General features: G+C 62.4%; 17 protein-coding genes. 8 read left to right on the plus strand and 9 right to left on the minus strand.

What is annotated here, in order from left to right:
• Positions 1-48 precede the first annotated feature (48 nt).
• From der to BC363_RS03075, 3 genes are all read right to left on the minus strand, one after another.
• The gene (gene der / locus BC363_RS03065; protein ID WP_065786308.1) at positions 49-1,479 is read right to left on the minus strand and encodes a ribosome biogenesis GTPase Der; all 1,431 of its coding nucleotides are present in this window, start codon (positions 1,477-1,479) and stop codon (positions 49-51) included.
• Positions 1,480-1,596: 117 nt separating this feature from the next.
• Positions 1,597-2,265, minus strand: a complete 669-nt coding sequence (locus BC363_RS03070) for a tetratricopeptide repeat protein (RefSeq protein WP_065786307.1) — start codon at positions 2,263-2,265, stop codon at positions 1,597-1,599.
• Between the two features lie 93 nt (positions 2,266-2,358).
• A complete protein-coding gene (locus BC363_RS03075) occupies positions 2,359-2,946 on the minus strand; it encodes an NnrU family protein (protein ID WP_065786306.1) in 588 nt (195 codons plus the stop codon).
• Between the two features lie 176 nt (positions 2,947-3,122).
• Here BC363_RS03075 and BC363_RS03080 point away from each other — a divergent pair, with 176 nt between their 5' ends.
• The gene (locus BC363_RS03080; protein ID WP_065786988.1) at positions 3,123-4,142 is read left to right on the plus strand and encodes a polysaccharide deacetylase; all 1,020 of its coding nucleotides are present in this window, start codon (positions 3,123-3,125) and stop codon (positions 4,140-4,142) included.
• Positions 4,143-4,151: 9 nt separating this feature from the next.
• Here the strand turns inward: BC363_RS03080 and sbmA are convergent, their stop codons facing one another.
• The 5 genes from sbmA to glpK all read right to left on the minus strand — a co-directional run bounded on the left by sbmA (position 4,152) and on the right by glpK (position 10,373).
• Positions 4,152-5,414 (minus strand): peptide antibiotic transporter SbmA, encoded by a 1,263-nt coding sequence (gene sbmA, locus BC363_RS03085; RefSeq protein WP_065786305.1) that lies wholly within the window; start codon positions 5,412-5,414, stop codon positions 4,152-4,154.
• Between the two features lie 164 nt (positions 5,415-5,578).
• The gene (locus BC363_RS03090) at positions 5,579-6,778 is read right to left on the minus strand and encodes an MFS transporter (protein WP_202618522.1); all 1,200 of its coding nucleotides are present in this window, start codon (positions 6,776-6,778) and stop codon (positions 5,579-5,581) included.
• 79 nt (positions 6,779-6,857) lie between these two features.
• Positions 6,858-7,610, minus strand: coding sequence for a type I methionyl aminopeptidase (gene map, locus BC363_RS03095; protein WP_065786304.1), 753 nt, complete (start codon positions 7,608-7,610; stop codon positions 6,858-6,860).
• Positions 7,611-7,697: 87 nt separating this feature from the next.
• Positions 7,698-8,756: an LLM class flavin-dependent oxidoreductase gene (locus BC363_RS03100; RefSeq protein ID WP_065786986.1), complete on the minus strand. Its 1,059-nt coding sequence runs from the start codon at positions 8,754-8,756 to the stop codon at positions 7,698-7,700.
• Between the two features lie 129 nt (positions 8,757-8,885).
• Positions 8,886-10,373, minus strand: coding sequence for a glycerol kinase GlpK (gene glpK, locus BC363_RS03105; protein ID WP_065786303.1), 1,488 nt, complete (start codon positions 10,371-10,373; stop codon positions 8,886-8,888).
• Between the two features lie 264 nt (positions 10,374-10,637).
• Between glpK and BC363_RS03110 the strand changes: the two genes are divergently transcribed.
• The 3 genes from BC363_RS03110 to xdhB all read left to right on the plus strand — a co-directional run bounded on the left by BC363_RS03110 (position 10,638) and on the right by xdhB (position 15,364).
• Entirely contained in the window at positions 10,638-11,414 is a 777-nt protein-coding gene (locus BC363_RS03110; protein ID WP_065786302.1) for a 3-hydroxybutyrate dehydrogenase, read from the plus strand.
• 117 nt (positions 11,415-11,531) lie between these two features.
• The gene (gene xdhA, locus BC363_RS03115; protein WP_065786985.1) at positions 11,532-13,022 is read left to right on the plus strand and encodes a xanthine dehydrogenase small subunit; all 1,491 of its coding nucleotides are present in this window, start codon (positions 11,532-11,534) and stop codon (positions 13,020-13,022) included.
• Between the two features lie 2 nt (positions 13,023-13,024).
• Positions 13,025-15,364 (plus strand): xanthine dehydrogenase molybdopterin binding subunit, encoded by a 2,340-nt coding sequence (gene xdhB / locus BC363_RS03120; protein ID WP_065786301.1) that lies wholly within the window; start codon positions 13,025-13,027, stop codon positions 15,362-15,364.
• 54 nt (positions 15,365-15,418) lie between these two features.
• On the opposite strand, the gene BC363_RS03125 is transcribed toward xdhB, so the two are convergent.
• Positions 15,419-15,757, minus strand: coding sequence for a hypothetical protein (locus BC363_RS03125; protein WP_139109889.1), 339 nt, complete (start codon positions 15,755-15,757; stop codon positions 15,419-15,421).
• Between the two features lie 12 nt (positions 15,758-15,769).
• Here BC363_RS03125 and BC363_RS03130 point away from each other — a divergent pair, with 12 nt between their 5' ends.
• The 4 genes from BC363_RS03130 to BC363_RS03145 all read left to right on the plus strand — a co-directional run bounded on the left by BC363_RS03130 (position 15,770) and on the right by BC363_RS03145 (position 20,826).
• Complete coding sequence (locus tag BC363_RS03130; protein ID WP_065786299.1) at positions 15,770-16,711, plus strand: LysR substrate-binding domain-containing protein; 942 nt, start codon at positions 15,770-15,772, stop codon at positions 16,709-16,711.
• Between the two features lie 160 nt (positions 16,712-16,871).
• Complete coding sequence (locus BC363_RS03135) at positions 16,872-18,110, plus strand: urate hydroxylase PuuD (protein ID WP_065786298.1); 1,239 nt, start codon at positions 16,872-16,874, stop codon at positions 18,108-18,110.
• A complete protein-coding gene (gene guaD, locus BC363_RS03140; RefSeq protein WP_065786297.1) occupies positions 18,107-19,423 on the plus strand; it encodes a guanine deaminase in 1,317 nt (438 codons plus the stop codon). Before BC363_RS03135 ends, guaD begins: the two co-directional genes overlap by 4 nt.
• A gap of 266 nt (positions 19,424-19,689) precedes the next feature.
• Complete coding sequence (locus BC363_RS03145; RefSeq protein WP_065786296.1) at positions 19,690-20,826, plus strand: alpha-hydroxy acid oxidase; 1,137 nt, start codon at positions 19,690-19,692, stop codon at positions 20,824-20,826.
• The last annotated feature ends 21 nt before the right edge of the window (positions 20,827-20,847 follow it).

Below are 20,847 nucleotides of genomic sequence, written 5' to 3' on the forward strand. Positions count from 1 at the left end.
GGTTCCCCCCAACCGCGATCTGCGGCGGCGAGCGCTGATGCCGACGGCTCAGCGCTTCTTGCGGGCCTTGTTCTCGAACGGATTGTCCGACGCGCGATAATGGATGCGGATCGGCACGCCGGGCAGGTCGAAATCGTTGCGCAGCCCGTTGATCAGGTAACGGGTATAGGATTCCGGCAGCGCGTCGGGGCGCGTGCACGAGATCATAAAGCCCGGCGGGCGGGCCTTCACCTGCGTCATGTACTTCAGTTTCAGGCGGCGGCCGGAAACGGCCGGCGGCGGATGCTGCACCTGCTGCGAATCGAGCCAGCGGTTGAGACGCGCGGTCGAGATGCGACGGTTCCAGGTCTTGTCGGTGTCGATGATCGCCTGCATCAGGCGGTCGAGGCCGTAACCGGTATGGCCGGAAATCGGTATGGCGCGAATGCCGCGCGCCTGCGGCAACAGCCGCTCGGTCTTTTCGCGAAGGTCGGCAAGTACCGCCTGCCAATCTTCCACCAGATCCCATTTGTTGAAGGCGAGCACGGCGGCCCGGCCTTCGCGAATGATGAGATCGACGATCTGCAGGTCCTGTTTTTCGAACGGAATGGTCGCGTCGAAGACGATCACCACCGTTTCGGCAAACCGGATGGCGCGCAGCGCATCGGCGACCGAGAGCTTTTCCAGCTTCTCCTGCACCTTCGCCTTGCGGCGCATGCCGGCGGTATCGAACATCTTGATGGTGCGGCCGCGCCAGTCCCATTCGACCGAGATCGAATCGCGGGTAATGCCGGCTTCCGGTCCGGTCAAAAGCCGGTCTTCGCCAAGGAAACGGTTGATCAGCGTCGACTTGCCGGCATTCGGCCGGCCAACGATCGCCACGCGAAGCGGCTTGGTTTCGTCATAGGCCGGCTCGACCTCATCCTCTTCCGCCGCCTCACCGGTGGTCGGGCGCAGGTCGATGTCAGTCTCGGCCACGTCGTCTTCCGGCGGGTAGGCACGGTCTTCACCGATCGCCGCGACGATCGCGTCGCGCAGATCGAGCATGCCCTGGCCATGCTCGGCAGAAATCGGGCAAGGATCGCCAAGCCCCAGCGTAAAGGCGTCATAGAAGCCGCCGTCCGAACCGCGCGCCTCGGACTTGTTGGCAACCAGCACGACCGGCTTACCGCGCCGACGCAGCATTTCCGCCAGCGTCTTGTCGGCCGGCGTCAGGCCTGCCTTGGCATCGACCACGAACAGCGACAGGTCGGCTTCGTCGATCGCGGCCTCGGTCTGTGCCCACATGCGGCCCTGAAGGCTGGAGGGTGCTGACTGCTCGAGACCAGCGGTGTCGACGATGCGGAAGCGCAGGTCGATGAGCTTGGCATCGCCCGGACGGCGGTCACGGGTAACACCCGGGGTATCGTCGACGAGCGCCAGCTTCTTGCCAACCAGGCGGTTGAACAAGGTGGACTTGCCGACATTGGGGCGCCCGATGATGGCGACGGTGAAACTCATGAACGTATCCGTTTCCGTCTGAAAGCGCTGCGCGTCATCAGGACACGCAGCGCTCCAACACTTTGAAAATCAACATATCCTTTCCAAAGACCGGTCCCGGTCTTCAGGGATATGCGCTTAGGCTTTGCCGCTCGCGGCGATCACGTCGAGCAGCATCTGCGCCCGGCCTGCGACATTGCGCGGGCTCTGGGCGTCATCGACGATCTGCTGGAACCAGCTCTTCGCCTTGGCGACGTCGCCGGCCTTGTAGGCAGACAGGCCAAGCGCCTCGCGGGCCGAATGGCGCATAGTGTTCTGCGGCACCGCCAGTTGCTCGACTTCGGCAGAGACTTGGTCATAGGTGCCGTGATCGACCAGCAGGTAAGCAGCACGCAGCCGGGCGGCATCGCGAAGCGCCTCAGGCAGGCTTGTATCCTTGCCGATATCCGAAAACGCCTTGATGGCGGCATCGGTCTCGCCCTTCTCGGCCTGAAGCGTCGCCGCGCGAAGACGGGCGAGCACCGGATAGGCGCCGTAACCGTCCTTCTGCAGGTTGTTCAGAGCGGCCAGCGCTTCATCGGCCTTGTTTTCCTTGGCAAGGTTCAGCGCCTGGAGGAATTCGTCGCCGGATTTCGAGGACGCGTTGTCGCGCCAGTAGTCGTAGCCGACCTTGCCGACGGTTCCCAGAACGATAAGCACGGCGATCGCCACGATGACGCTGCCGAAACGGTCCCAGATGTTCTTCATCCGGTCCGAACGCAGTTCTTCATTCACCTCGCGGATAAAGCTGTCGTCTTGGTTCGCCATCGATTGCCCCGGCCTCTCGGCCTTCCCTGCACGCTATTAGGATTTTGCGCCTTCTACCCGATTTTGTGGCAGTTGTAAGGGGGCGTGCGTCATTTAGCCGACAACCATCGGAGAAACACCGATCACCAGTTCGTGCAACTTCCATACAATCATCCCGTAAAGGGCAAGCCCGAGTACCAGGGCGATGAGGTCGTAGCGGTAGGAAACGAACGCCGGATAGGTGATTTCACCGGCGCGCCAGCGCTTTTTCATCGAAATTCGCAGGATGACCGCCCAGGCGAGGAAGGCGCCGAAGAGCAGCACCGACGACGTCTCGCCATTGGCAAGGAGATGGGCGAGTGCCCAGATCTTGATAGCAAGGATCGCCGGATGTTTGGTGACCGCCCTGATCTTGCCCGGGGGCAGATAGGCGGCCACGAGACAGATGCTGGCGATCAGCATCAGTGTCAGCGCGATGTGCGCGAAAAAGACCGGGGGCGTGTAGAGCATGCCGGTGGTGGCACGCGCCTGGTCGAAGCCATAGGCTATCAGGCCGAGGCCGACCAGCGCACAAATGCCGTGGATCGCATGCCAGGCACCGGTGCCGTTGCTCGATATCACCGATGCGCGCAGGCCGGGCGCGAAGCTGCGAACGAGGTGGATGCCCAGGAAGATCACGATACCCAATATCAGCAACGCCATGTCGTCACCCGTCCTTCATTGTTGTTCTGTCCACTCATACCAAGTCTCGATGATAGGTTCCTATCATCGAGACTTGGTATCAGGCATAGCCGGAGTGCTGAGAAATTTCCAGACAGATCAAAGGATTGCCGCATTCCTGGATAAAGGGACCGCATACGCAAATCGTCGCAGATATCATGATCCGAACATTTATTGCCCTTTCTCTCGCCCTTTGCCCTTCCCTCGCCGCGGCTGCCGAACCCACGTTCGACAGGGTTGCACCGGCTGTTCCTGCGAAGGACAAACAGCTCGTCATCGTTTCCTTCGACGGCGCACATGACAACGCGCTGTGGGAGAAGAGCCTGGCGATGGCCAGGCGCACCAATGCGCATTTCACCTATTTCCTCTCCTGCACGTTCCTGATGACACGGGCCGACGGCAAGCAGATCTACAAGCCGCCGGGGCTGAAACCGGGTCGCTCCAATGTCGGCTTTGCCCAGAGCCGCGAAGAAATCTCCGCCCGCGCCGGCCACATCTGGCAGGCCCATCTCGACGGCCACGACATCGCCAGCCACGCCTGCGGCCATTTCGATGGCAAGGACTGGACGAAGGCTGACTGGCAAAGTGAATTCTCGACCTTCGACACGGCGCTACGCGATGCCTGGAAGAAGGCAGACAAGCCCGAAGCCGAGCCAGAAGGCTGGGCTGAATTTGCCCGGACCGGCATCAAGGGTTTCCGTGCCCCCTACCTTTCGCTGAGCGATGGCCTGCTTCCCGCCTTGAAGGCATCCGGCTTCACCTATGACGCGAGCCTGGTGACCAAGGGGCCGGGCTGGCCGATGGAGAAAGACGGCCTGCCGCGCTTCGGTCTGCCGCTGATCCCCGAAGGGCCGTCCAAGCGCCCCGTGATCGGCATGGACTACAATCTGTTCGTACGCCATTCGATGGGCGTCGAAAACAAGAAGGACAGCGCCGCCTTCGAGGCCCGCACATACGAGGCCTACAGGAAGGCCTTCGACAGGGAGTATGCTGGCGACCGGATCCCACTGCAGCTCGGCTTCCATTTCGTCGAAATGAACGGTGGCGCCTACTGGCGCGCGCTCGACCGACTGCTGACCGAGGTCTGCACCAAACCCGATGTCGCCTGCGTCAGCTACGCCCAGGCGCTGCCGATGATCGAGCAGGCAGAAAAGAAGGCGGATCGCTCCGCCTTCTGAATACTGCAGTCAAAGCGCCAATTCTTCCTTCCCGCCGACTTTGATGAACTGCTGATCGATCTCCGGCAGCGGCTTTTCGTAAAGCACAGATTCGAAGGCGCGCAGGCGCTTATGGATGGACAACAATTCTATTATCGTTGTCCACGAGTTGACGAGATATTGGAAAGAACTACTGACCTGCCCGAATGCAGTCAGAATCTGCTGCAAAATACCCATAGTAATCGTACCGGCAACAAACGTCGGAACCAAAAAGAAGTATACAAACACACTGTCTGCCTGACCATAAATCGATCTTACCATATTGAAATAAAGGTAATGGAAGTACATCCTGAAATAATTTCGACGTACATTGTTGAACAGATCAGCGACAGTTGGCGGAGTAGCGCACGATTCATCGTCTTCACCGTAAACCAATTCTTTACGATACGCAGCCTCCACGCGCTGATTTCTAAAAGCGATTCCAGGAAGCTTAACGCCCACAACCGCCAACAGGACAGTTCCAAACACGGACCAGGCCAAGGCGAGCCAGAACAGCGAATACGGGACCGCACCCAAGACAGGAAGGTCAGGAACATGCTTCGAAAGCGACAGAAGGAGAGGCAAGAACGCAACCAGTGTCATGACTGCGTCAATCAGATTTACCCCCAAACCTTCCGAGATGTCAGCAAAACGCATCGTGTCTTCCTGAACGCGCTGAGAAGCGCCTTCGATATGGCGAAGCTTGCTCCATTGCGACATGTAGAATTCGTTCATTGCAGTTCGCCAACGAAATACGTAGTGACTGATAAAAAATCGCGTAGCAACAAAAACGAAGACCGCAATCGCTCCGATTTCCGAGAATTTTATCAGAAGAGTGTAGAAATCACCGGCAGTAACTCCCGGCTTATGCTCCAGAGCTGCTTGCAAAAGGTCAAAGAAGGGACGGCGCCAATTGTTGACTGCCAACGAAACTAAAACGCCGAAGTAAGTAGAAAATATTATAAATAGACTTCCCCAAATGGACCAATTGAACCAGCGATGCTCGCGATCGTAGATTCTCCAGGCCGCGCCAAATATGCCGCCGCACAAAAGAAAATAGAGATAGAAATACAACTTGTCCGGCGTCACAAAGTAGGCGGCGCCGATCGGTTCGGTCCCTTCCGCCATCGGCCCTGCACCGAATGAGACGCCCAAATTGGCTCCGACGGTGTACCAGAATGCGATTGTGACAATCGTCCAGATTATCGCGGACGTAAAGAAGGATTTAGGTTGCGGGAAGAAGGATTGGAACAAGGGACGGCACTCACGTTTCTTGGGAGGACAACGACTTGCCTCCTGATGCGGCCGAAACTAGGGCAAATTGCGTGTGGCAACAATTACGCAATCTGAATGTTACTGATATTTCATGAGGCTCCGCGCGGAAAACGCCGTCCGGGGCGCCCGAAAATCGCTGGGCTTCACCGACCCAATGCGGCCCTGATCCTGCGCAGTTCCAGCACCACCACCATGCCACAGACGAACAGCACCGCCGCCGCAATCAGGGTGGGCGCTGAAAAACTGCCGGTGCGCTGCGCGAGCCACCCGGCAACCACAGGACCGATGATCTGGCCGATGCCGAAGGCCGCCGTCATCAGGGCAAGCGCCTTGCGCGGGCTTTCCGGCGCCAGGTGCCGGCCGATCTGCAGGCCGTAGGCGGTGATCATCATGAAGGTGGCGCCCAGCATCAGCCCGCCGGCAAGCGGCGCATAGGGCAGCGGCAGGCTGACGGTCAGGACAAGGCCGACGGCCTCAACCAGCAAACCGATCGCGTAGACGCCGGCAAGCCCGAAACGCGGCACGGCCGAGCGCCAGAGATAGACCGACAGCGCCGCACTTAAGCCCGTCAACAGCCAGGCCAGGAACTCGATGCTGTGGCCGCCGCTCGCATCGCGGGCCATGGCGACGAGGAACGTCGCGGTAATCACGTAGCCGAACCCAAAGAAGCCGTAGGTCAGCGTCACCACGGTCAGGGGTCGCGTCCAGGTGAGCGGCTTTTCACGCGCGGCGCCATTGCCGGAGACGGGACCGGCCGGCAGCATGAGCGCGACAACGATCGTGCCGACCAGGCCGACAAGAGCGCCGGTGAACCAGTCGGTTTGCGACGCGGAAAGCCCGGCGACACCGGCGAGAGGCGCCAACCAGACGCAAAGTGAGGAGAAGGCGATACCAAGCCCGACGCCGCCGAAATGCACCGCCGGCACATGTTCGGACCGCGCCAGCAGCCCGTGACCAAGAACGATGCCGGAGATGAAGATCATCGAAAAGGCGCTCGCAAGACCGGCAAGAAAGCGGATGAGACTGAGCACGAACACCGAGGATGAAAGCCCCATCGCTGCGAGCAGCAGCGTGGTTGCCGCCAGCGAGGCAAGCCCGATCCTGCGCTCATGCCCGTGCGCCCAGCCGTAAGCGCCCAGCACGGCGCCGGCGAGATAGCCGACGAAGTTTGCCGAGGCGATAAGACCGGCATCCGACGGCGACAGACCGAGGTCCGCCATCATCGCCGGCAGGATCGGCGTGTAGGAGAAGCGGCCGAAGCCCATGGCGACCGCCATGGCGATGGCGCCGGCTGTGGCGGTCGAGGCGAGGCTTGCGTGATGTGGTCTGTCGAACGTGGTCATGGCAGTTTATTGCACTGCAAAACGAACACCACAAATCACTATAATTGAACGACCTATTGAAGGAATCGAACGATGCCCGTCAGCCGGGCAGCGTCACCACCAGCGGGCCACCGCGCGTGACGACGACCGTGTGCTCGTACTGCACGGTCGGTGCCCGCGGTTCGCTATAGAGCGTCCAGTCATCCTTGTCGCCGCTCTCGGCCCAATCCGCTCCCATCGACAGGAACGGTTCGACGGTAAAGACCATACCGTCGGTCATGCGCCGCCGCTCGCTCGGATCCGGCCAGGTGGCGATTTCCTTCGGCTCCTCGTGCAGGGAGCGGCCGATGCCGTGGCTGGCAAGGTTGGTGACCAGCGAATAGCGGTTCTTGCGGGCAAAATCGCCGATGGCGTTGCCGATCGCGGCAAGCGACTGGTCGGGACGCACCTGTTTGAGGCCGACCCACATCGCCCGCTTGCCGTCGCGGCAGAGCCTGTCGATCGCGGCCGTCACCGGCGGCACCGGGAAGGAAGCGCCGGTATCGGCGAAGATGCCGTCCTTTTCAGCGGAGACGTCGATATTGACGAGATCGCCGGCGCGGATGATGCGGCTGCCGGGAATGCCGTGGGCGATTTCCTCGTTGACGCTGATGCAGGTGGCACCGGGAAACTGGTAGCAGAGTTCTGGCGCGGACCGCGCGCCGGCATCTTCCAGCACCTTGCGGCCGATGGCATCCAGTTCCGCCGTGGTGATGCCGGGCTCCAGAGCTTCGCCCATCGCCTGCAGCGCATTGGCGCAGATGCGGCCGATTTCCTTCAGCCGCAGCAGATCTTCTTCGTTGTTGAGGGTCATCCGTGTCTCGCTTTCGCGCTCACATGTAACCCGTCGGCACCGGATTTTCCAGCGCCGACAGTCGATAGATGACGGGCCTGCGATGGCTCAGGCCGAAGCGGCCAGTCCGGCCCGCTCCTCCGCCAGCGCCTTGCGCACCAGCGGCGCGACCTTGGTGCCGTAGAGTTCGATGCCGCGCATGATCTGCGCATGCGGCATCGGGCCGATCGCCATCTGCAGCAGGAAGCGGTCGTTACGGAAGAGCTTCCAGTTCTCGACGATCTTCTCGGCCACAGTTTCCGGATCGCCGAGGAAGAGGTTGCCGGCGGGGCTACGCGCCTGGTCGAAATGCGCGCGGTTCGTCGGCCCCCAGCCACGCTCGCGGCCGATGCGGTTCATCACCTCCGCCTGCGGGCCATAAAACTGGTCGGCGGCAAGATCGGTCGTATCGGCGATGAAGCCGTGAACGTTGATGCTGGTCTTCAGCTTCGCCGGATCCTGGCCGGCGCGGCGGGCGGCCTCGCGATAAAGGTCAAACAGCGGCGCGAACCGGCGCGGCTCGCCGCCGATGATGGCGAGCGCCACCGGCAGGCCGAGGGCACCGGCGCGGGCAACCGACTGCGGCGTACCGCCCACCGCGATCCATAGCGGCAGCATCTCCTGCAGCGGACGCGGATAGACGCCGCGATCGCTGATCGCCGCGCGCATCTCGCCCGCCCAGGAGACCTTCTCTGTTTCGCGCAACGCCATCAGCAGGTCGAGCTTTTCGGCAAAGAGTTGGTCGTAATCGTCGAGCGACTGGCCGAAGAGCGGGAAGGATTCGATGAACGAGCCGCGCCCGGCCATGATTTCGGCCCGACCGTTGGAGAGAAGGTCGAGCGTGGAAAACTGCTGGAACACGCGCACCGGGTCGTCTGAACTCAGAACGGTCACGGCACTCGTCAGCCTGATAGTCTTCGTCCTGGCCGCGGCTGCGGCAAGGATCACGGCTGGCGCCGAGGCCGCATAATCGGGCCGGTGATGTTCGCCTAGGCCGAAGACGTCGAGCCCAACCTGATCGGCCAGTTCGATCTCCTCGAGCAGATTGGCAAGCCGACGCTGGCCTTCCCGGCCCTTGTCGGCAGCATTCGGATCGACATCCGCAAATGTGTAAAGCCCGAGTTCCATGGTGCCCATCCTATCGTTGTTTTACCGACAGATAATTGGCTCCGGCGCGGGCAGCAAATGCGCATCCGGGAAACACTGTGTTTCCCGGATGGTGCCAAACGGTGCTTAGATCAGGCCAAGGGTCAGGACCTAGCTCAGTGTGCGCTTGACTGCATTGCGCCAGCCCTTGAGCTTCGCCTTGCGTGTCGTCTCGTCCATCGCGGGCTCGAAACGGCGATCACGGGCCCAGGATTTGGCAAAATCTTCCTGCTTCGGCCAGACGCCGGCGCGGCTGCCGGCGAGCCAGGCAACGCCGAGCGCCGTCGTCTCGAGGATGGTCGGCCGGTCGACCGGCGCATCGAGAAGGTCGGAAAGCCGCTGCATCGTCCAGTCCGAGGCGACCATGCCGCCGTCGACGCGCAAGACCGTTTCCTTGCCGTGGTTGCGCCAGTCCTTGTGCATGGCCTCGAGCAGGTCGCGCGTCTGGTAGCAGACCGCCTCGAGCGCAGCACGCGCGAACTCGGCGGGCCCTGTATTGCGGGTCATGCCGAAGATCGCGCCGCGGGCATCGGGATCCCAGTGCGGCGCGCCGAGACCGGTAAAGGCCGGAACCAGATAGACCTCCTGCGACGGGTCGGCACTTTCGGCAAGCGTGCCGGTGTCGGGTGCCGCCTTGATCACCTTCAGGCCATCGCGCAGCCACTGCACCGCCGCGCCGGCAACGAAGATCGAGCCTTCGAGCGCATAGATGGTTTCGCCATCCAGCCGATAGGCGATGGTGGTGAGCAGCCGGTTCTTCGACCGCACCATGTCTTTGCCGGTGTTGAGCAGCGCGAAGCAGCCCGTGCCGTAGGTCGATTTCAGCATGCCCGGCTTGAAGCAGGCCTGGCCGATGGTGGCGGCCTGCTGGTCGCCGGCAACGCCGAGGATCGGGATCGCAGCACCAAAGAGCGCCTTGTCGGTGACGCCGAAATCGGCGGCGCAGTCCTTCACCTCCGGCAGCATGGCGCGGGGCACGCGCAGGATGTCGAGCAACTCGTCATCCCAGGCATTGTCGGCGATGTTGTAGATCAGCGTGCGCGAGGCGTTGGTCGCATCCGTGACGAAGGACTTCCCGCCAGTCAGCCGCCAGATCAGGAAAGTATCGATGGTGCCGAAGCAAAGCTCACCCTTGGCGGCTCTGGCCTGGGCGCCCTTTACGTTCGACAGCAGCCAGCTGAGCTTGGTGCCGGAGAAATAGGGATCGAGCAGCAGGCCGGTCTTCTTGGTGAAGGTCTTTTCCAGACCCTGCTTCTTCAGCTTGTCGCAGTAGGCCGCGGTGCGGCGGTCCTGCCAGACGATGGCGTTGTGGATCGGCTTGCCGGTCTGGCGATCCCAGACGACGACGGTTTCGCGCTGGTTGGTGATGCCGATGCCGGCGATATCGCTTGCCGAGATCCCCGCCTTCTTGATCGCCTCGTTGACGGTGACGACGACCGTCTCCCAGATTTCCTCCGGATCGTGCTCGACCCAGCCGGATTTCGGAAAGTGCTGCTTGAATTCCTTCTGGCCGGCGCCCGCCACCTGCTGCTTGCCATCGAAGACGATCGCCCGGCTCGACGTCGTGCCCTGATCGATCGCGAGAATATATCCGCCCATATGCCCCTCCCCGGCCTGCATCACGTGTTACGACGCCCTTCCCAAGGGGCGCGGCGTCCATTTCGAAAAACTTCAATACGATGGCAAAACGAATGTCAAACGAAAACAAAACGCAAGAAATCGCCGCGAAGCCTCCGGCCGCAAACTCTGCGTCGGCGGCCTGAAAAACACAATTGTCACCTCAGCGGTTTTACGCGTAGGTTGACGCTGTTGCGTCGCAAAAACCGGGCAGGATCGGTGGCGCTGCAAAGGGAGAGATCAGGAATGACGAGAACTGCGGTCATCACCGGTTCGACGAGCGGCATCGGCCTTGCCATTGCCAAGGCATTCGCCAAGGGCGGCGCCAACATTGTCTTGAACGGCTTCGGCGCACCGGACGAAATCAAGGCCGCGACGGACGAAGTCGGCGCGCTCACCACCGGAACGGTCATCTATCACCCGGCCGACATGACGAAGCCGAACGAGATCGCCGATCTGATGGCGACGGCTGAAAAGCGCTTCGGCAGCGTCGACATCCTGGTCAACAATGCCGGCGTTCAATATGTCGAGAAGGTCGAGGATTTCCCGGTCGAGCAGTGGGACCGCATCATCGCCATCAACCTCTCCTCCTCCTTCCATACCATTCGCGCCGCCCTTCCCGGCATGAAAGCAAAGGGCTGGGGCCGCATCGTCAACATCGCCTCGGCCCACGGGCTCGTCGCCTCGCCGTTCAAATCCGCCTATGTCGCTGCCAAGCATGGCATCATGGGGCTGACGAAGACCGTCGCGCTCGAAGTTGCGGAAAACGGCATCACCGCCAACTCGATCTGCCCGGGTTATGTGCTGACCCCGCTTGTCGAAAAGCAGATCCCGGATCAGGCCCGCACCCGCGGCATCACCGAAGAACAGGTGATCAACGACGTGATGCTCAAGGGCCAGCCGACCAAGAAGTTCATCACGGTCGAACAGGTGGCGTCATTGGCCGTCTACCTCGCCGGCGACGATGCGGCGCAAATCACCGGCACGCATGTTTCCATGGACGGCGGCTGGACCGCGCAATAGAGCGCGCCCGTCCATTGAGACAAGGCGGATGACGCCCTAACTCTATGAAAATGCGCATGGTCCGCTGCCGGGAACGATTCCGGTTTTTGCGGCCAAGCATCAGCAGGAATGAATGGCATGCCCAAGCACAGGGAACGCAAGGACGACGACAGCATTCGCTTCATCCTCAATGACAAGGAGGTGGCGCTGTCCGATGTCGCGTCGACAGCGACGCTGCTCGATTATCTCAGGCTCGAGCGCCGGCTGACCGGCACCAAGGAAGGCTGCGCAGAGGGCGATTGCGGCGCCTGCACCGTGCTCGTCGGCCGCCTTGCCGGCGACGCGCTGGTCTATGAAAGCGTCAATGCCTGCATCCGCTTCGTCGGATCGTTGCATGCGACCCATGTGGTGACGGTCGAGCATCTCGCGGCCAAGGACGGAACACTGCATCCGGTGCAGCAGGCAATGGTCGATTTCCATGGTTCGCAATGCGGCTTCTGCACCCCCGGCTTCGTCATGTCGCTTTATTGCCTGTGGCTGTCGAACGATGATCCCAGCCGCGCCGACATCGAAAAGGCGCTGCAAGGCAACCTCTGCCGCTGCACCGGCTACGAGCCGATCGTAAAAGCGGCCGAAGCCGCCGCCAAGGCGCGACCCTCCGCCGTCTTCGATCCGATCACCGCGGCGCGCGAGGCGACCATTACCCGCCTCAAGGCGCTGCAACCGGAAAAGACGATCACCATCCGCCATGGTGAAAGCTGTCTGATCGTGCCGGCCGATGCCGCCGGCCTCGCTGACGCTCTTGCCGAACACAAGGGCGCGACGGTGGTCGCCGGCGCGACCGATGTCGGCCTCTGGGTCACCAAACAGATGCGACCGATCGATCCCGCCATCTTCATCAACGGCATCTCGGAGCTGCAGCGCATCGAGGAAAGCGCCGCCGGCCTGACCATTGGTGCCGGCGTCAGCTACACCGCCGCCTTTGCAGCCCTCAGCAAGGCCTACCCGGCCTTCGGCCGGCTGATCGACCGTATCGGCGGCGAACAGGTGCGCAACATGGGCACGATCGGCGGCAACATCGCCAACGGCTCGCCGATCGGCGACAGCCCGCCGCCGCTGATCGCGCTCGAAGCAACCGTCACGCTGCGCTCGACGGAAGGGGTGCGCACCCTGCCGCTGGAAGATTTCTTCATCGCCTACGGCAAGCAGGACCGCAAAGCCGGCGAATTCGTCGAGAGCGTCTTCGTACCCAGGCTGCCGGCGGATGAGCTGTTTGCGGCCTACAAGATCTCCAAGCGCCGCGACGAGGACATTTCCGCATTGCTCGGTGCCTTCCGCATTTCCCTCGACGGCAACAGGGTGAAGTCTGCCCGCATCGCCTTCGGCGGCATGGCCGGTACGCCGAAGCGCGCCGCAACCGTGGAATCAGCGCTCATCGGCAAGCCCTGGACCGAGGAAACGGTGCGCGCCGCTCAAGCAGCCTTCGAAGCGGACTACCAGCCCTTGAGCGATTGGCGCGCCACCAGCACCTATCGCATGCTGGCTGCAAAAAACCTGCTGATGCGCTTCCTGCTGGAAACCAGCGGTCAGCCGGCGGAGCTCGTGCGCTATGCGGCGGGAGAGAGGTGATCATGGACAAGTCGACCTTCGAGGAACGCAAGGCGATCCGCGGCGAAATGCATGCGCCGCAGCGCCACGACAGCGCCCACAAGCATGTGGCCGGCACCGCTGACTATATCGACGACATGCCGGAACCAGCGGGCACCCTGCATGGCGCGCTGGGGATGACCGATCGCGCCCATGCCGAAATTACCGAGATGGATCTCTCGGCCGTGGTCGCGGCGCCCGGCGTCGTCTGCGTGCTGACCGCCAGCGACATGCCCCATTCCAACGACATCAGCCCCAGCCACCTGCATGACGAGCCGGTGCTTGCCGACGGCATCGTGCAGTTCCACGGCCAGCCGGCCTTTGCCGTCATCGCCGAGACGCGCGACATTGCCCGCCGTGCTGCCCAGCTGGCGAAGATCAGCTATCGCGACCTGCCGTATTTCACCGATATTACCGACGCCGTCGCCCATGGCGGCGAACTCGTCACCCAGCCCCTCACCCTGCAGCGCGGCGATGCCGACGCCGAACTGGAAAAGGCGCCGCGCCGGCTGAAGGGCCGGATGCGCATCGGCGGCCAGGAGCATTTTTACCTCGAAGGCCACATCGCCCTTGCCATTCCCGGCGAGGACGACGAGGTCACCGTCTGGTCGTCCACCCAGCACCCGAGCGAAATCCAGCACATGGTCTCGCACGTGCTCGGCGTTCCCTCCAATGCAGTGACCGTCAATGTGCGCCGCATGGGCGGCGGCTTCGGCGGCAAGGAAACGCAGGGCAACCAGTTCGCAGCGCTTGCGGCTGTGGCGGCGAAGAAGCTCGGCCGCGCCGTGAAGTTTCGCCCGGACCGCGACGACGACATGACGGCGACCGGCAAACGTCACGACTTCCTCGTCGACTATGACGTCGGCTTCGACGACGACGGCCGCATCCGGGCTGTGCATGCCAATTACGCGGCGCGCTGCGGTTATTCCTCCGATCTCTCCGGACCGGTGACCGACCGCGCCCTGTTCCATGCGGACAGCTCCTATTTCTACCCGCATGTAAGGCTGACGTCGCAGCCGCTGAGGACGAACACGGTCTCCAACACCGCCTATCGCGGCTTCGGTGGTCCGCAGGGCATGATCGGCGGCGAGCGCATCATCGAAGAGATCGCCTACCAGCTCAGCAAGGATCCGCTCGAAATCCGCAAGCTGAATTTCTATGGCGAGAAGGGCTCCGGCCGGGACATCACGCCCTACCACCAGCACGTCGAAGACAACATCATCGCGCGCATCGTCGCCGAGCTTGAAGCCGACGCCGACTACCAGGAGCGTCGCAAGACCATCGTCGAGTTCAACCGCACTAGCCGCATCATTCGCAAGGGCATCGCACTGACGCCGGTGAAATTCGGCATCTCCTTCACCATGACCGCCTTCAACCAGGCGGGTGCCCTGGTGCACATCTATCAGGATGGCTCGATCCACCTGAACCATGGCGGCACCGAAATGGGCCAGGGCCTCTATGTGAAGGTCGCCCAGGTGATCGCCGACAGCTTCCAGGTCGATCTCGACCGCGTCAGGATTACCGCGACCACGACGGGCAAGGTGCCCAACACATCGGCAACCGCCGCATCCTCCGGCTCCGATCTCAACGGCATGGCCGCCTTCGATGCGGCACGCCAGATCAAGGAACGGCTCGTCGCCTTTGCCTGCGAGCGCTGGCAGACCAAGGCGGAAAACGTCACCTTCGTACCCGATCACGTGAAGATCGGCGAAGAGCTGGTACCTTTCCCGGAATTCATCAAGCTCGCCTATATGGCGCGCGTGCAGCTTTCGGCCGCCGGCTTCTACAAGACCCCGAAGATCCATTGGGACCGCGCGACCGGCCGGGGAACGCCCTTCTACTACTTCGCCTATGGCGCCGCGGTGTCGGAAGTGTCGATCGATACGCTGACCGGCGAATACATGGTCGACCGCGTCGACGTGCTGCACGATGTCGGCCGCTCGCTCAATCCGGCAATCGACCTTGGTCAGATCGAAGGCGGCTTCGTCCAGGGCATGGGGTGGCTGACGACCGAGGAACTGTGGTGGGACGACAAGGGGCGGCTGCGCACGCACGCGCCCTCGACCTACAAGATCCCGCTCGCCTCCGACCGGCCGAAGATCTTCAATGTCAAACTGGCCGAGTGGTCGGAAAATGCGGAAAGAACCATCGGGCGGTCCAAGGCCGTGGGCGAGCCGCCCTTCATGCTGCCGATCTCGGTGCTCGAGGCGCTGTCGATGGCCGTGGCGAGCGTTGCCGATTACCGCGAATGCCCGCGTCTTGACACGCCGGCGACGCCGGAGCGCGTGCTGATGGCCGTCGAACGCCTTCGGCAATCCCTTTGATTGATGACAGCACCGCGCATCCCGTTTGACGCGCGGCGCTCGGGAGGCACCCGGTCAGATCCGGGGCAGCTCGTCGCTGTTGAAGAGACGGCGAGCGTCGGAATTCGCCTCGGCATCGTCCCCATAGGGACCGCGACCATCCATGAAACCCATGTCTCTTTTGATATGGTCGGACAGCGCATTGACATCCAGGATCGGCTTGGCGGCAACGGCGCCGCGAAACAGGGTGGACGTGAACCGCACGACCGTTCCCAGCGAAAAAACTGGTTTTCTTTCAGTATGTTCGAGAACGTCGCAAGTCATTTTGATCACCTGTTCGTCTTGGGAAGTTGACTTGCAGGATGCCGTGGAAGAGGATTGAAATCCAATCGAACATCCGTCTGCATGCATCAAGAGAGCTTATCCATGAAGATGTCCAGGCAGTTTCCGTTGAACGCGTTGAGGGTCTTCGAAGCCGTGGCGCGGCTCGGCAGTTTCACCAAGGCCGGCGAAGAGCTGGGCATGACCCAGACCGCCGTCAGCTACCAGATCAAGCTGATCGAGGAGAATGTCGGCGAACCGCTGTTCCTGCGCCGCCCGCGCCAGATCGCATTGACCGATGTCGGCCAGCGGCTGGCGCCGCGGGTCACCGAGGCCTTCGAGATGCTGCAGGAGGCTGTCTCCTCGGCGCGCGGCGACATCGACAGCGCACTCCTGATCAGCTCGACCCCGACCTTCGCCTCGCAATGGCTCGCCCGCAACATCGGCCCGTTTCAGCTCGCCCATCCCAACATCGCCGTGCGGCTGAGCACCAACGACAAGATCATTGATTTTGCCAGCGAACCCGCGGATCTGGCGATCCGCTCCGGTGCCGGCGTCTGGCCGGGACTCGACAGCCACCCGCTGATGCGGGTCGAGTTCAGCCCGATGCTGAGCCCGGCCCTTGCCGAAACCGTCGGGGGGATACGCGAGCCACGCGATCTCCTGAAGCTCAGGATCATCGACGCGGGCGATCCCTGGTGGCGGATCTGGTTTTCCGCCGCCGGCGTCGACGATCCGGACCTCGAGGGTCGCCCGACGAGCCGGCTCGGCGCACAATCCTTCGAGGCGCGCGCAGCCGTTGCCGGCCAGGGGGTGGCGATCCTGACGCCGGAATTCTACGGCGACGACGTGGCGCTCGGCCGGCTCTACCAGCCTTTCGACCTGCGCTGCAGCGACGGCTGCGACTACTGGCTGGCCTATCCCCACGCGCGCCGCAACACGCCGAAGATCCGCATCTTCCGCGACTGGATCCTCGGCGAACTCTGCCCCTCGGTCCAGTTCGGGGCCGATTGGGAAGAAAAGCGCAAGAGGGCTTCCGCAGTCTAAGTGTAACCCCTTAGAATCCATCAGGTTTATCACCAGGGCGAATTCATCCTTGAAATCGTGCCGATCCCGGCAAATCACGTCCGGGGGCGCATTCGCCCCCTTCCCCAACCCCCGGTTTTTGCGCAAGGTGCGATGACGGAGAGAATAAAGGGGACCCCGAATGTACGAGTTCGCCATCGCCTGGGAATGGCTGGCCTTCGCCGTCCGCTGGCTGCATGTCATCACCGCCATCGCCTGGATCGGCTCATCCTTCTATTTCGTCGCGCTCGACCTCGGCCTGGTGAAGCGCGATCACCTGCCGGCCGGCGCCTATGGCGAGGAATGGCAGGTGCATGGCGGCGGCTTCTATCACATCCAGAAATATCTGGTCGCCCCCGCCTCGATGCCGGAACACCTGACCTGGTTCAAATGGGAATCCTACATGACGTGGCTTTCGGGCTTCGCCATGCTCTGTCTCGTCTATTACGGCGGCGCCGATCTTTTCCTGATCGACCGCCACGTACTCGATATCTCGGCGACCACGGCAATCCTGATCTCGCTCGCCTCGCTCGGCATCGGCTGGATCTTCTATGACCTGCTCTGCAAGTCGCCAATCGGCAAGAACACCTGGGGCCTGATGGCGCTTCTCTATGTGGCGCTGGTGGTCATGGCCTGGGGCTATACGCAGGTCTTCACCGGCCGCGCCGCCTTCCTGCATCTGGGCGCCTTCACCGCGACCATCATGTCGGCCAACGTCTTCTTCCTCATCATCCCCAACCAGAAGATCGTCGTTGCCGACCTGATCGCCGGCCGCACCCCCGATCCCAAACTCGGCGCCCAGGCCAAGCAGCGCTCGCTGCACAACAACTACCTGACCCTGCCGGTCATCTTCTTCATGCTGTCGAACCACTATCCGCTGGCGTTTGCGACCGCCTTCAACTGGATCATCGCGGCACTGGTGTTCCTGATGGGCGTCACCATCCGCCATTGGTTCAACACGACGCATGCGCGCAAGGGCAGGCCCACCTGGACCTGGCTCGCCACCGTCCTCCTCTTCATCCTGATCATGTGGCTTTCGACCGTGCCGAAGGTGCTGACGGGCGAAGAAAAGGCAGAGGTCGCACCGGTCTTTGCCCGCTTTGCCGAGAACGCCCACTTCCCCGCCGTCAAGGACGCGATCTCGACCCGCTGCTCCATGTGTCATGCGGCCGAACCGGTCTATGAGGGCCTCACCCGGCCGCCCAATGGCGTGGTGTTGGAAAGCGACCGGGAGATTGCCGCCCGCGCCCGCGAAATCTATATCCAGGCGGGGCGCAGCCATGCCATGCCGCCCGGCAACATAACCGACATGACGACGGACGAGCGCCAGTTGCTGACAGCCTGGTTCGAAAGCGCCGTCGAGGAAGGCAAGACACAATGACATCGACGCTCATCCGCGGCCGCCTGCTGAGCTTCCATCGCGCCCCTGACAATATCGACGATAGCGCTGCCTATGCCTACGAGGCCGATGGCGCGCTGCTGGTCGAGGGCGGGCAGATCAAGGCGTCGGGCGCCTACGCGGCCGTCAGAGCCGAGGCAGCGGATGATAGTGTCGAGATCGATCACCGCCCGCATCTGATCGTGCCGGGTTTCATCGACACCCATCTGCACTTCCCGCAGATGCAGGTGATGGCGTCATACGCCGCCAATCTGCTCGAATGGCTGAACACCTACACCTTCCCCGAAGAATGCCGCTTCGTCGAGACCGCCCATGCGACACGCATCGCCAGCCGCTTCTTCGACGAAATGGTTCGCCACGGAACAACCACGGCAGCTGCCTATTGCTCGGTGCACAAGGCATCCGCCGACGCCTTCTTCGCCGAGGCGCTGCGCCGCGACATGCGCATGATTGCCGGCAAGGTGATGATGGACCGCAATGCCCCGCAAGGCCTGCTCGACACGCCGCAGATGGGCTACGACGAGACGCGCGCCGTGATCCGCGAGTGGCACGGCAAGGGCCGCAACCATGTCGCCATCACCCCGCGCTTTGCCATCACCTCGACGCCGGAGCAGATGGACGTCGCCAGATCGCTGGTGCACGAATTCCCCGATCTGCACGTCCAGACGCATCTCTCGGAAAACCGCGACGAGATCGCATTTACCTGCGAGCTTTATCCGCAAGCCAAGGACTACACCGACGTCTACGCCCGTTACGGCCTGCTTGGGCCGAAAAGCCTGTTCGGCCACTGCATCCATCTCTCCGAGCGCGAGGCGGATGTGATGAGCGAGACGGGGTCGGTGGCGGTCTTCTGCCCCACATCCAACCTTTTTCTCGGTTCCGGCCTGTTCCCCCTGCGGGCGCTCAACCGACGGGAAAAGCCGGTGCGCACCGCGGTTGCCTCTGATATCGGCGGCGGCACCAGCTATTCCATGCTGAAGACGCTCGACGAGGCCTACAAGATCCTGCAGCTGCAGGGCGAGCGACTGAACCCGTTCGACAGCTTCTTCATGATGACCCGCGGCAATGCCGAGGCGCTGTCGCTGGGCGATCGCATCGGCACGCTCGCGGCCGGCACCGACGCCGACTTCATCGTGCTCGACATGGCGGCGACGCCGGCGATGGCGCTGCGCGCTGAAGTGGTCAACTCGCTCGCCGATGAGCTTTTCCTGCTGCAGACCATGGGCGACGACCGCTCGATCGTCGAAACCTATGTGGCGGGAAAACCGGCCAAGTCGGCACTCGCGGCCGCCTGATCGTTCAGCCAAGCACAAAGAGGTCAAAAAAATTGACCTCTTTGTGTCAACGCTATTAACAAGCCTCCGGCAAACATGGTAAGGGCTCGGCAGTCATCCCGCTGCATGTGTCCCGATTTCGGGACACATGCAGCAATTCAAAGTGCTACAGCGACCTTTGCGCGTCTGGTCAGGCGCGCGGCGCTGTAGAGCGGGATGAGGAAAAGTGTGTGCGGTTTTCCGCCCGCATCCCGCTCTAGCCCTTGATTCAGATGAAGGCCGTTTCCATGACGCAAATCCTCGAAATCAGCGACCTCAAGGCACTCGCCAAGCGCCGCGTACCGAAGCTCTTCTTCGATTACGCCGACAGCGGCGCCTGGACCGAGGGCACCTATCGCGCCAACGAGGAAGACTTCGCCAAGGTGAAGCTGCGCCAGCGCGTGCTGGTCGACATGACCAACCGCTCGCTGGAAACGACCATGATCGGCCAGAAGGTGTCGATGCCGGTGGCGCTGGCACCGACGGGCCTCACCGGCATGCAGCACGCCGACGGCGAGATGCTGGCCGCACAGGCGGCAGAAGCCTTCGGCGTTCCCTTCACGCTGTCGACCATGAGCATCTGCTCGATCGAGGACGTCGCCTCGGTCACGACCAAGCCGTTCTGGTTCCAGCTCTATGTCATGCGCGAGCGCGAATTCGTGCTCAACCTGATCGACCGGGCAAAGGCGGCCAAGTGCTCGGCACTGGTGCTGACGCTCGACCTGCAGATCCTCGGCCAGCGCCACAAGGACCTGCGCAACAGCCTGTCGGCCCCGCCGAAGCTGACGCCCAAACATCTCTGGCAGATGGCAACGCGTCCCGGCTGGTGCATGAAGATGCTCGGCACCAACCGCCGCACCTTCCGCAACATCGTCGGCCATGCCAAGAGCGTCACGGACCTCTCCTCGCTCGGCGCCTGGACGGCGGAACAGTTCGACCCGCAGCTTTCCTGGAAGGACGTCGAATGGATCAAGGAGCGCTGGGGCGGTCCGCTGATCCTCAAGGGCATCCTCGATCCGGAAGACGCCAAGATGGCGGCCGCGACCGGCGCCGACGCGATCATCGTTTCCAACCATGGCGGCCGCCAGCTCGATGGCGCCCATTCCTCGATCAGCATGCTGCCGCGCATCGTCGATGCGGTCGGCCATCAGATCGAGGTGCATCTCGATGGCGGCATCCGCTCGGGCCAGGACGTACTGAGGGCCGTCGCCATGGGCGCCAAGGGCACCTATATCGGCCGCCCCTTCCTCTATGGCCTCGGTGCCATGGGCAAGGAAGGCGTGACCAAGGCGCTGGAAATCATCCGCAAGGAGATGGACATCACCATGGCGCTTTGCGGCAAGCGCGATATCAACGACGTCAACCGCGACATTCTTGCGGATTGACGCACCGACCCTCGGCAATTG

This window comes from Ensifer sp. LC384, from assembly GCF_001695865.1.
Taxonomy (GTDB): domain Bacteria; phylum Pseudomonadota; class Alphaproteobacteria; order Rhizobiales; family Rhizobiaceae; genus Ensifer.